This is a genomic window from Stutzerimonas kunmingensis, from assembly GCF_014764705.1.
Classification (GTDB): domain Bacteria; phylum Pseudomonadota; class Gammaproteobacteria; order Pseudomonadales; family Pseudomonadaceae; genus Stutzerimonas.
Window position 1 is genome coordinate 20,206 of the sequence record NZ_JACXXG010000039.1, and the last position, 11,829, is coordinate 32,034.

Sequence of the window (11,829 nt, forward strand, 5' to 3'; positions counted from 1 at the left end):
CAAGCTCAGCTTGCAGGCGCCTCGGCGGTATTAATTCTGACTTCGGTAATAAGGACTCAACCATGAATCATAGTCCCACTGCTTCCCGCAATCACGGCCCTCTGCCACCTACCGGTAACCAAGTGAGCAGCAATACGGCGACCGATCAAACCCTGATTATTGAAGGTACGGGCTGCGCCAGCTGTGTGGGCAAAATAGAAAAAGCGCTCATGGCCGTGCCTGGCGTGCAAACGGCGGAAATGAACTTCGCCAACCGCACGGTGCAGGTACAGGGCAGAGCGGCTACCGAGTTGTTGGTGAAAGCGGTGGAGCAGGCCGGCTACAACGCCAGACCCATGGCCGGTGAGTCGCTAAGCGATGCGCTCGATGAAAAAGAACAAGCCGATTTGGCCTATTACCAAAAACTGATGCGGCAAACCTGGGTCGCGCTGGCACTGGGTGTGCCGCTGATGATCTACAGCTTGGTGGTGGGCGAGATGACGGTGACTACTACTGTCGAGCGTATTGTCTGGCTGGTGGTGGGGCTGCTGACCCTGGCCGTGATGATCGTGTCGGGTCGTCACTTTTACGTGGGTTCCTGGCAGTCCTTTAAAAATCACTCCGCCAACATGGACACCCTGATTGCCTTGGGCACCGGCACGGCATGGCTCTACTCCATGGTGGTGGTTTTCGCACCGGACGCAGTGCCTCTGATGGCGCGGCATGTCTACTTCGAAGCCACTGCCATCATCATCGGTCTGATTGATCTGGGGCTGGCGCTGGAGCTGAAAGCGCGCGGACGCACCAGCGAAGCTGTCAAACGCCTGATCGGCTTGCAAGCGAAAACCGCACGGGTGATTCGCGACGGCGAAGAATTGGATATTGCGATCGAACAGGTGTTGCTCAACGATTTGGTGCGCGTACGCCCCGGTGAAAAGATTCCGGTGGACGGAGAGGTGCGGGAAGGTCACACCGCCGTGGATGAATCCATGCTCACCGGCGAACCTATGCCGGTGGAAAAATCCACTGGCGACAAGTTGGCGGCCGGAACCCTTAACAAAACCGGCACGCTGGTCTTCAAGGCCACCCGCGTGGGCAAAGACACGGCACTGGCGCAGATCATCGACATGGTCAAGCGTGCGCAAAACTCCAAGCCGCCCATCGGGCGCCTGGCTGATGCAATCTCAGCATATTTTGTGCCGGTTGTGATGATCATCGCAGTGCTGAGCGCGCTAACCTGGCTGAATTTCGGGCCAGAACCGGCCATTGCTTTTGCCATCGTCTCGGCCACGACTGTGTTGATTATTGCCTGCCCCTGCGCACTCGGCCTGGCTACGCCAATGTCGGTTATGGTGGGAGTGGGTAAAGCGGCTGAGGCGGGTGTCCTGATCCGCAACGGTGAGGCGTTGCAAACCGCTTCCAAGATTAGCGCCATGATTTTGGATAAAACCGGCACCATCACCTTGGGCTCGCCCAAGGTTACCGACATTGTGACCCAGACCGGCTTCAAACAGGACCAGGTACTGCAACTGGCAGCCAGCCTGGAGTCCGGATCAGAACATCCACTGGCATTGGCCATTGTTGAATCGGCCAAGGAGCGGAATTTAACCCTCGACAAGGTCGAGTCATTCAATGCCATTGCCGGTCAAGGTGTGGAAGCACTGGCCGTCGGCCAGGCGTTGCTGTTCGGCAATGAAAAACTGATGCGTGAGCGCGGTATCGATGTCGGTGAGTTCATCGAAACGGCCCAGCATCTAGCCAGTGAAGCCAAAACGCCTATGTATTTTGCGGTGGACGGGCGGCTTGCCGCCATCATCGCGGTGGCCGACCCCATCAAGGAGGATTCTATTGCGGCCATCAAGCGTCTGCAGAAGAATGGCATTCGCGTGGTCATGCTCACTGGCGACAACCGCGCCACCGCCAAAGCCGTGGCGGAAAAGGTGGGTATTAGCGAGTTCTTTGCCGAAGTTCAGCCTGCAGACAAGGCCAACAAGGTGGCCGAACTGCAGATGCAAAATGAAATTGTCGGCATGACCGGTGACGGTATCAACGATGCACCGGCGTTGGCGCTGGCCAACGTGGGCTTTGCCATCGGCACGGGTACCGATGTGGCGATTGAAAGCGCGGATATCACCCTGATGCGCGGGTCGCTGCACGGTCTGGCTGATGCCATTGCAGTGAGCAAGGCTACCCTGCGCAATATCAAGCAAAACCTGTTTGGCGCCTTTATCTACAATGTTGCTGGCGTGCCGGTAGCTGCCGGTGTCTTGTTCCCGGTGCTAGGCGTGCTGATGAACCCCGTCATTGCTGGCGCTGCTATGGCATTTTCCTCCGTTACCGTAGTAACCAATGCCAATCGCCTGCGCCTGTTCAAGGCGCAGGAACATTAACTGTCATAGCGCGAGGGATATAAACCATGTGGCTGATCAATATTGCGGGACTGGCCCTGATTGCCCTGATCGTCTGGTGGTTCTGGCTGTATAAGCCGCAGGAAGTTGCCCTAAACGAGCAGGGTTTGCTGGTCGTCGTGGAAAACGGCGGCTATACGCCGGCCAATATTCAAGTGCCGGCCAATACTCCGGTCAACCTTACCTTTTTGCGCAAGGATGCATCGCCTTGTTCCGAGGTGGTGTTGTGGCCTGGCTTGGATATCAGCGAAACCCTCCCCCTGAACAAACCCATACAAGTTGCTCTGCCAGCGCTGAAGGCCGGTGACTATGCCTTTCATTGCCAGATGCAAATGTACCGTGGTGCCTTGCACGTGAAATAAAGCAGGCGGCAGGCCGGAATTTTCTTTCAGCGTGGAGACAGGATATGAGTAACGAAAAAAGTTCTTTCTGGTGGTCGCCTAAAGGGCTAGCTGCGTTGGGTCTGATCGGGGCAGTCAGTTATTTTCTGCTGGTGGAGCATCGCCAACATGTATTTGCATTTTTGCCGATTCTAATCATTTTGCTGTGCCCGCTGATGCATATCTTTATGCACGGTGGACATGGCAGGAGGGCGCAGGGCGGTGCAGAAACGTCAGAGACCATGTCCGGTGATGCCAGTGATGTCAGGCGTGCCGCCTATCAACGTGGGCTGGAAGCGGGCAAACATCAGACTGACCACCATCAACACAGAAGGGGCTAGGATATGCACAATGAATCCGCTTATGGTCTCTGGACGTTAGTCATCTTAAATTCAATTATTTTCATTTTTTTTGCGTTCAGTTTTACCAAGCCGAAAAGTAATACCGATTGGCGCAGCCTGGGCGCATTTTCCGCATTTGTGGTTGCGCTGTTCACCGAAATGTATGGCTTTCCACTGAGCATCTATTTTCTGTCGGGCTGGCTGACTGAAAAATATCCGGGGGTGGATTTCCTTTCCCATGAAAACGGTCATCTGTGGCATACCCTTTTAGGTTTCGAGGGTAACGCTCACTGGGACCCGCTGCATATTGCTAGCAACCTTGTCATCGTCCTGGGGTTTTTTATGCTCGCCTCAGCGTGGGCAGTACTGCACAAGGCCCAACAGAGCCGATCACTGGCCGCCACTGGCTGGTATGCCCGCTGCCGTCACCCGCAATATCTCGCTTTTATCATGATCATGTTCGGCTTTTTACTGCAGTGGCCGACTATCCCCACGTTGGTGATGTTCCCGATATTAGTGGTGGTGTATGTGCGACTGGCCAAGCGCGAAGAACAAATGGCGCTCGCAGAATTCGGCGACGAATACCGCACCTATATGCACAACACACCGGCCTGGATTCCAACAATTAAAACTCTTCAACCCGGTACCAGTAGAACCTGATGAGGTTGTCATGAAAGGTTCATTGCAGGCATTGTCATCGCCACCGCACCGGCTACTCTGTAATTGCCAATGAGTATCATCAACATAGCAATAGCACGCAAGGCAAAGACAAGCCTGGTGGCATGATATTGGATCAGGCGCAGATGACGAAAATGACATGAACTGCGGCGGCTGCCAGTACCCCGACTCGTGCCACTTTCGAACCTGCATCCACTTCCAACCAACAAGGGCTTTATGATTCCGGCAGTAACAAGCGCAAAGGTGACTGCTGTTGGTCATGAAAGCTGTAGGCGGCTTATTGCCAGTACGGTTGCACACGGGACAGAGATAGGACGAGGGGTGAGGGATGCTACCAAAGTGCCGCCGGTGCGATCAGTTATAGTGTTCAGAGTCCAATGGGAGATGAGTGATGAGCGAGAGCAAGCATCGTCTGAGTGTTTCTCATTGGACTTATCGCCGCCCCGTTATATCGATTGCGTTCAGGTAGCTACATCCCACGCCTAAGTGCACGTACGCCACCATACACACCGCTGCCGGATGGTATTGGCTCGTAGATTGAAGCTGTCGTCGTTAATGCAGGCGGTGCTTTTTCAGTTTGCCAGCGGTGCGAGATTTCCGCCGCGATTCGCTCAGAGAGAGAAGAGAACAGCGAATGCGATAACAACGGGCCCTGGGCTTTCTTTACTACTGGTAGACGTTTGAGCGGATGACTCGCTCTTGGCTATTGACGGTAGCGTGTGCGTTTTTTCGGTACTAGGCAGTCTGCTTTTGATTCTGACTTTCCGGCTCTGGCACCACCAGCGTGGTTGTGCCAGAGCATTGAGTTATGGGTGTTACGCAACCATACGCTCACATTCCTCAGCGCAGTTCATGCACGCCTTTGCACACTCTTGGCAGTGATCCATCTGATGTTTCGCGCATTCCTCACCACATGCCCGGCAGATCTTTGCACAAAGGGAGCAGAACTCTTTTGCGTACTCACTTTCACGGCTCATCAGGGTGGCGGCCAACGCGCAGATGTCCGCGCAGTCACGGTCAAGCTCGATGCATCGAGCCATCATTTTCACGTCATCCTCGCGTAGGCAAGCAGCGGCGCACATTTCGCACACCAGGGCACAGTTCGAACAAGCTTGGATGCAGGAAGTGAACATTGAATTTGTCATTGCGTTCTCCAGGTTTCGATAGTTGTATTCGACGGTGGCCTACTCGCTGAATTGTCGCATCAGCGTCTTAGCAACCACAGAAAATACGACATGCCCTTGTCGCGCCCGGTTCGACCAACTTAATTACAATGCTGTAAGGTTCGCCTGGTGACGGATATTTATTCGGAAGGTCTGCAAGTGAGAGCCGCCAGAGTGTCAGCTGCTTGTTAGCCCGACTGCCTCGTTAACCTCTCTTTAGGTGGATAACGAGATGAGATCAGCCCCCTGTAATGACGACAGGGAGCCGTCCATAAGGATCCAGAGCCAAGCCGCTCACTGAGTGAAGTGACACGTCTCACGAGGCAACATTTGGAACGGAAGCGTTGGTAAGGGTACCGTTGCGTCGACAGCTGGTATTGCCTGGATCGCCCCTCCTGGTGCCGCGTATCTAGAGCTTCGCTCAGAACAGCGTAGGCCGTGCAGTTAGTGCTTGTGGTGCTTCCCGTCTGCGTGGACATCGCTTGTTGTCGGAGATCTGTCCTCCGCATCGGCACGGTCATGGTCAGTGCTTGGCTGGGCCACCTGGGGCGGCGCTGACGCGTGATGATCGTCGCTTGCGTCATTACCATGATGACCGGTGCTTGATTGGCCGGCAGCACCACCCGAGCTGCTAGGGCCATGGTGATCCGAGCTGCTACTGTCGCCCTGATGGTGGTCGTCCGAGGCCATCTCACCGTGTTGCTCACCGTGCCCAGCTGGGGTTTCCCCACCACCATGTTGATGACCACTACTAGACGCAACGAGTGCTCGATACGCTCCTTCATCTAGCTCAGGAAGCTTCTGCAGAAAAGCCACCATTCCCCAGATGTACGGATCAGCCATGCTTTTACCCCACGCAGGCATCCCAGTGGCCTTGATGCCATGCTTGATGACCCAAAATGTTTTTGCTGGGTCACCGTATAGCCCCGCTTCAGCCAGGCTGGGTGGAGCGGGATAAAGGCCATTGCTTAGCTCGGTCTCAGCCATGCCTGGCGCCAAGTGACAACCCACACACATCGAGTCGTAGTTCCCCGCCCCGGCGCGGATTTGGTCTTCATCGTCGAGAGATGGCACGACTATGTCTTCGGAGCGAACCTCAATCGAGCGATTGCGAGCAGTTTCCAGGAAAGCGTATACGGCTTCCGTATGAGGATCATCCGCGGCAACATTAATCAGTCCTGTAAAAACAACACCGGCCAATATCAACAGGCCTAGTGCGCAGAAGGTAACGAAGCTAATAATTATTCGTTTCATTGAAAGTCCTTAAAACCAAAGCCTGATGCCAGCAACGAACCGCGCCTCATCTGCATCTTCGCCTTCATCTCTCGCCATATCAGCGGTATTGCCGTATGCCCGGTTCCAGGTGACGCCGATGTACGGTGCGAACTCACGAACAATTTCGTATCGGAGGCGTAGCCCCACCTCTGTGTTTGCAAGACCAGCGCCTACTCCGCGCGCTGGGTCGTCCTTGCCATAGAAATTGAACTCGGCAGTCGGTTGGAGGATGAGCCTGTTCGTTAGAAGGATGTCGTATTCGCCTTCTAAGCGTGCTGCTGTCTGCCCACCTTCACCAACAAAGGCGGTGGCTTCCGCTTCGAATCCATACAGAGCCAGCCCCTGAAGGCCTAAAGCCGCCCACGTCTGCGGCGACTCGGGCTTAAAGTCCTGGCGAACACCTGCTACTACATCCCACCAGGGACTGATTGCACGCCCGTAAAGCGCCTCAATTTCCGCGTCTTCAGTAACGCCATTCGTTCGCTCACCATCCGAGCGAAACCAGAACCGATTGATATCGCCACCAACCCAGGCAGTAGCTTCCCAACTGAGGGTGCTACCTTCATTTGCGTCCTGGTACTCAAGTTGATCTAGCAGAAGGAACCAGGCCAGATACTTGTCATCGACCGTATGACCTTGAAGACCAGGGAAAGCCGCTTCTCTATCCGCATCGGTCAATACTGGAATGAACGAGGGATGAACCATGCCGGGCATTTCGAGCGTATCGTCATGCTTCATTTGGCCATGGTTCATCTTGCTATGGTCCATCGCACCATGACCCATTGCAGAATGGTCCATTTGCCCACCGGAGCCATGATTCATTGCCGCGGGCTTGGCAGAAGATGCAGGGGCTTGAGCTGCCGGAATAGGAGGGGTTTGATGCATCGAGTGATCCATCATCTCGGCGGCGTTGGCTATCCGTCCAGCCGCTGCGCTCAACGAAACTCCGAGCGCAATAAGAGCAAAGCGAGAAGATCTAGTGGTCATGGTGCGAATCCACCTCAGTACCAGTAGCCTTCGGGTCATGATCCATCTTGCCATGGTCCATTTCACCATGGTCCATCGAGCCATGACCCATGTCGCCGTGGTCCATTTCTGAGTTAGAGGAGCCTTGTGTCTGAGATGCCGGCTTGTTGCCTGAATTTTGCGACGAAGCCGATGGTTGCTTGTGCTGATCATGCGTTTGCTCTGCAAACGCAGCTGATATATTCATTACGCCCAGCAGACTGAACATTAACGCGCTGCCGATAAGAGTTTTACGCTTCATAAAATTTCCCATATAAAGTTCCTCTTACTCGTCCACTCGGACTTCACGAAACATGCCCATTTCCATGTGAAGCAGTAGGTGACAGTGATAAGCCCAACGCCCGAGTGCATCGGCTGTCACGCGGTAGCTGCGCTTCGAACCTGGAGGCATGTCGATCGTGTGCTTGCGAACCATGAACTTTCCATTCTCATCCTCAAGATCGCTCCACATACCATGCAGATGAATCGGATGGGTCATCATGGTGTCGTTGACCAAAGTGATGCGTACCCGCTCGCCATATTTGAGCCGCAGGGGCTCCGAATCAGAGAACTCTATACCGTCAAATGACCAGGAGAACTTCTCCATGTGGCCGGTGAGATGGAGTTCGATCGTCCGACTGGGCTCACGGCCGTCCGGATCGGGGAAAGTGCTTCTCAAGTCGCTATAGGTCAGGACTCGGCGGCCGTTGTCTCGTAAGCCAATACCGGGATCGTTCAGCCTATGAGTTGGGCTCATGGTCTGCATGTCCACCAGTGGGTTATTGGACTCTGAGGGCGGGTGCGATTGCATACCTGCGCTCATCCCAGCCATTCCAGAGTGGTCCATCCCGGACATCCCACCCATTTTGCTGTGATCCATGCCGGCCATTGCGCCCATGTCGCCCATCCCTTGCATGTCACCGTGGTTCATGCCGGACATGTTGCTATGGTCCATCGCGCCCATGTCGCCGCCATGGTCCATGCCCGCCATACCGCCCATGCTGCCGTGATCCATCCCCATGTCGTCCATGGTGATTAGTGGTCGAGGATCGGTTTCTGGAACAGGAGCGCTCAGCCCTTCGGCAACCGCTAGCGTGCCACGGGCGTATCCTGTGCGATCCATCGATTGGGCGAAGATCGTGTAAGCCTCCTCGGTCGCAGGCTCGACAATCACATCGTAGGTTTCTGCCACGGCAATGCGGAATTCGTCGACGCTAACTGGGTTGACGTATTGGCCATCGGCTGCGACTACAGTCATCTTCAGCCCTGGAATGCGGACATCGAAATAGCTCATGGCCGAGCCATTGATGAACCGCAGGCGAAGCTTCTCGCCGGGCTTAAAGATACCGGTCCAGTTCCCGTCTGGTGCTTGGCCGTTCATTAGATAGGTATAGGTGTAACCGCTTACGTCGGCGAGGTCGGTGGGACTCATCTTCATCTGAGCCCACATTTTCCGATTCGCAATCGTAGCGGCCCAGCCGTCTTCGCTCACGTCGTTAATGAAGTCTCCGACGGTGCGCTTGTGGAAGTTGTAATAATCTGACTGCTTCTTGAGCTTAGAAAGGATTCGAGCGGGATCCTCATCGGTCCAATCGGTCAGCATGACGACATAGTCGCGGTCATAGCTGAACGGTTCGGGATCCTTAGCATCAATGACCAACGGGCCATAGACACCAACCTGCTCTTGTAGGCCTGAATGACTGTGGTACCAATAAGTACCGTTTTGTTTAACCTGAAACTTGTAGACATACATGCCATCGGGAGCGATGCCGTGGAAGCTCAATCCAGGCACGCCATCCATGTTGGCCGGCAGGATCATGCCGTGCCAGTGAATCGATGTATCTTCGCTCAGCTTATTCCTGACGCGCAGCGTGACGGTATCCCCTTCACGCCAACGTAGAAGCGGCCCTGGGATGGTCCCATTGATAGTCATCGCTGTCCGGGCCGCGCCGGTGATATTGACCGGCGTCTCCCCAATCAGCAGATCGAACTCCGTGCCACTTAGTACGCTGGGCTGGCCTGGGCTAGTCACTGCCCAGACCGGAGCTCGCCACAAGCCAAGACCGCCAAGGAGGCCTGCGGCAGTCAAGCCTTTAACAAAGGTTCGCCTAGAGGTTTTACGTTGCATGTGTAGGTTCCAATCAAACTAAGGAGCCAAGCCGAAACCAGCCGTAAGGTTGGTGTTGCCAGCGTTGATCGATCTTAGAAGCTCGCGCATGGTCTGGCTAATCAAGCGACTTGCCATTGTCCTTAACTATGGCATGCAGAAGGGAGACGCATGATTAATTTTTTGTAAGCTTAAAGCGCCCCAGAAAACGCCTGCGATCAGAGTTCCGGTCACTTAAGGTGGCGTTACTTGGTACTTGGCTTGCCTTGGCAGCGGATGGGCTCGGGCGGATCGATCACGGTGCTGTAGCGCCTGCCATTAGCCCATCGCTCAATCGCCTCTGATTAGCTGCTTTTGCGACAATCAGCGGCATGACTTGCGCACCCGATCTCAACGAGTTGACACCTGAACAGCTGCGCGCCTTGGCCGCGCAGTTGCTGTCGCAAGTCGACACGATGGGCAAAAAGATCCACCGCGATCAAGCAGTGATCGAGCAACTCACCCACGAAATCGCACTGCTCAAGCGGTACAAGTTCGCCAAGCGCAGCGAGCAGCTGAGCCCCGACCAGATCAGCCTGCTCGATGAGCTGATCGATACGGACATCGCAGCCATCGAGGCCGAGCTCAAGGCGCTGCATCCGGCGCCCGTCACCGCCCAACCCCGCCAGCAGCCCAAGCGTGCGCCGCTGCCAGCCCAGTTTCCACGAACCCTGATCCATCATGAGCCGGACAACACCCAGTGTGCCTGTGGCTGCCAGCTCAAGCGGATCGGCGAGGACGTCAGCGAAAAGCTCGACTACACCCCGGGCACCTTCACGGTAGAACGTCACATCCGAGGCAAGTGGGTCTGCAACCAGTGCGAGACGCTGATCCAGGCACCCGTACCGGCCCAGGTGATCGACAAAGGCATCCCCACTGCCGGCCTGCTGGCTCATGTCATGGTGGCCAAATACGCCGACCATCTGCCGCTGTACCGGCAAGAGAAGATCTTTGGCCGTGCGGGTCTGGCTATCGCGCGCTCGACATTGGCACAGTGGGTCGGACAAACCGGCGTGCAGCTCCAGCCATTGGTCGACGCCTTGCGCGAAGCGGTACTGGCGCAAGGCGTAATCCACGCCGACGAAACCCCCGTACAAATGCTGGCCCCGGGCGAGAAGAAAACCCATCGGGCTTACGTCTGGGCCTACTGCACCACACCCTTTGCCGACCTAAAGGCGGTGGTTTACGACTTCAGCCCGAGCCGTGCCGGCGAACACGCACGCCACTTCCTCGGTTCCTGGGACGGCAAGCTGGTCTGTGATGATTTCGCCGGCTACAAGGCCAGCTTCGAGCAAGGCATCACCGAAATCGGCTGCATGGCCCACGCCCGGCGCAAGTTCTACGACCTGCATGTGGCGAACAAAAACCAGTTGGCCAGCAGGCGCTGCACTCGACCGCCGGCCTCTATGAAATAGAATGGCAAGCGCGCGACTTGAGTGCTGAGGATCGGTGGCGGATACGACAGGAAGGGTCCTCGCCGCCCCTCAACGCGCTTCAAAAATAAGATGCTGGCCCAGCGCGACCTTGGGCAAACCGGAGACTTTTGACTTCCTGGGGTTCACGCACTGCTGTAGCACCAAAAGAAACGGCGACTTCCAAGTGCTGCGACTGACGGCGAAGAAGCGGATGCGTGCGACGCTGCTGGCTATCCGGGACGAACTCCAACGTCGACGCGTCATGAGCCCGTCCGGGCTCAAGGGCAGTGGCTCAATCGGGTGGTTGGCGGCTATTTCAACTACCACGCGGTGCCGGGCAACCTGCTCCGCCTTGACGGTTTTCGGGCAACTGTCTGCCCCCTATGGCGGCAAGCCCTCAAGCAGTGCAGCCAGACCTGCACATCCCTATCCGGAGGAACGCTTCACGTCACGAACCTGAGGCAGGAGCCGTATGCGATAGTTCCGCACGTACGGATCTGTGCGGGGGGGGGGGTGGCAGGTAACTGCCATCCCTACCGCGACCCTCAGATCAACGGCGGCGGGCCTTTATGTGCTACCTCGCCTGATGAGCTAATTAACTTATCAAGATATGATACTTGTTGCTCTTGTTGCTGGAAAAAACTAGCGCTTGTTGATACTGTCCGGCATACCTCGGAACTCTACCGCATGAAGCTTTCCATCTGGCGTGCGTATCCTAATTTCGTATGACTGAACGTTCCCCGTTAACTTGGGCACCTCCGGACCTTTTGTTTTAGTCCTCATCGGCGTCACGCTCAATACTTTTCCAGTTTTGAGCAGATCCATCATGACTTGATGGCCGTCACCGATAGTGTGATCGTGGCGCATGGGGCTATCCGTAGCCGAGCCAGCCACAGCCACCGTGGATGTAGCTATTAACCTGGCAAATAAATAGGGCATATTAGATAATCTGTCTCCATGAAAATAGATGCCCGTAAACTCAGCCCCCAAGAACAACGTGAAAAGCGCTCCACGGCCCTACGCATGCGTGAGCAGGGTT

Annotated in this window: 10 protein-coding genes and 1 pseudogene; 5 read left to right on the forward strand and 6 right to left on the reverse strand. The window is 55.6% G+C overall.

The features are described from left to right. Window positions 1-122: 122 nt before the first annotated feature. Genes IEG05_RS20375 through IEG05_RS20390 form a run of 4 tightly spaced genes read left to right on the forward strand, consistent with a single transcriptional unit; the run spans window position 123 to window position 3,768 of the window. On the forward strand, window positions 123-2,369 hold the full coding sequence (locus IEG05_RS20375; protein WP_042919444.1) for a heavy metal translocating P-type ATPase: 2,247 nt from the start codon (window positions 123-125) through the stop codon (window positions 2,367-2,369). A 26-nt stretch (window positions 2,370-2,395) separates the two neighbouring features. Next, window positions 2,396-2,749: a cupredoxin domain-containing protein gene (locus IEG05_RS20380; RefSeq protein WP_042919443.1), complete on the forward strand. Its 354-nt coding sequence runs from the start codon at window positions 2,396-2,398 to the stop codon at window positions 2,747-2,749. Window positions 2,750-2,793: 44 nt separating this feature from the next. After that, entirely contained in the window at window positions 2,794-3,108 is a 315-nt protein-coding gene (locus IEG05_RS20385; RefSeq protein WP_042919442.1) for a DUF2933 domain-containing protein, read from the forward strand. Window positions 3,109-3,111: 3 nt separating this feature from the next. Then, window positions 3,112-3,768 carry a methyltransferase family protein gene (locus IEG05_RS20390; protein WP_042919441.1) on the forward strand — a complete coding sequence of 219 codons (657 nt, stop codon included), beginning with the start codon at window positions 3,112-3,114 and terminating at the stop codon, window positions 3,766-3,768. 833 nt (window positions 3,769-4,601) lie between these two features. Here IEG05_RS20390 and IEG05_RS20395 read toward each other — a convergent pair. From IEG05_RS20395 to IEG05_RS20415, 5 genes are all read right to left on the reverse strand, one after another. After that, window positions 4,602-4,931 carry a four-helix bundle copper-binding protein gene (locus tag IEG05_RS20395; protein ID WP_003283205.1) on the reverse strand — a complete coding sequence of 110 codons (330 nt, stop codon included), beginning with the start codon at window positions 4,929-4,931 and terminating at the stop codon, window positions 4,602-4,604. Window positions 4,932-5,393: 462 nt separating this feature from the next. After that, entirely contained in the window at window positions 5,394-6,203 is an 810-nt protein-coding gene (locus IEG05_RS20400) for a c-type cytochrome (RefSeq protein ID WP_191122634.1), read from the reverse strand. Between the two features lie 9 nt (window positions 6,204-6,212). Next, complete coding sequence (locus IEG05_RS20405; RefSeq protein ID WP_191122635.1) at window positions 6,213-7,211, reverse strand: copper resistance protein B; 999 nt, start codon at window positions 7,209-7,211, stop codon at window positions 6,213-6,215. Then, a complete protein-coding gene (locus IEG05_RS20410) occupies window positions 7,201-7,503 on the reverse strand; it encodes a hypothetical protein (protein ID WP_014822233.1) in 303 nt (100 codons plus the stop codon). The genes IEG05_RS20405 and IEG05_RS20410 overlap by 11 nt, the downstream gene beginning before the upstream one ends. A gap of 12 nt (window positions 7,504-7,515) precedes the next feature. Continuing rightward, window positions 7,516-9,357 carry a copper resistance system multicopper oxidase gene (locus tag IEG05_RS20415; RefSeq protein WP_046622467.1) on the reverse strand — a complete coding sequence of 614 codons (1,842 nt, stop codon included), beginning with the start codon at window positions 9,355-9,357 and terminating at the stop codon, window positions 7,516-7,518. A 350-nt stretch (window positions 9,358-9,707) separates the two neighbouring features. On the opposite strand from IEG05_RS20415, the pseudogene tnpC reads away from it, so the two are divergent. Next, a pseudogene (tnpC, locus tag IEG05_RS20420) lies at window positions 9,708-10,898 on the forward strand (IS66 family transposase); the annotation flags it as partial. 534 nt (window positions 10,899-11,432) lie between these two features. On the opposite strand, the gene IEG05_RS20425 reads toward tnpC, so the two are convergent. Then, window positions 11,433-11,657 (reverse strand): hypothetical protein, encoded by a 225-nt coding sequence (locus tag IEG05_RS20425; protein WP_046621566.1) that lies wholly within the window; start codon window positions 11,655-11,657, stop codon window positions 11,433-11,435. Window positions 11,658-11,829 lie beyond the last annotated feature (172 nt).

Coding starts and splice junctions, on each gene's coding strand:
- IEG05_RS20410 (WP_014822233.1), bottom strand. CDS start 7,503: ATGGGAAATTTTATGAAGCGTAAAACTCTTATCGGCAGCGCGTTAATG.
- IEG05_RS20405 (WP_191122635.1), bottom strand. CDS start 7,211: ATGACCACTAGATCTTCTCGCTTTGCTCTTATTGCGCTCGGAGTTTCG.
- IEG05_RS20395 (WP_003283205.1), bottom strand. CDS start 4,931: ATGACAAATTCAATGTTCACTTCCTGCATCCAAGCTTGTTCGAACTGT.
- IEG05_RS20415 (WP_046622467.1), bottom strand. CDS start 9,357: ATGCAACGTAAAACCTCTAGGCGAACCTTTGTTAAAGGCTTGACTGCC.
- IEG05_RS20400 (WP_191122634.1), bottom strand. CDS start 6,203: ATGAAACGAATAATTATTAGCTTCGTTACCTTCTGCGCACTAGGCCTG.
- IEG05_RS20390 (WP_042919441.1), top strand. CDS start 3,112: ATGCACAATGAATCCGCTTATGGTCTCTGGACGTTAGTCATCTTAAAT.
- IEG05_RS20385 (WP_042919442.1), top strand. CDS start 2,794: ATGAGTAACGAAAAAAGTTCTTTCTGGTGGTCGCCTAAAGGGCTAGCT.
- IEG05_RS20425 (WP_046621566.1), bottom strand. CDS start 11,657: ATGCGCCACGATCACACTATCGGTGACGGCCATCAAGTCATGATGGAT.
- IEG05_RS20380 (WP_042919443.1), top strand. CDS start 2,396: ATGTGGCTGATCAATATTGCGGGACTGGCCCTGATTGCCCTGATCGTC.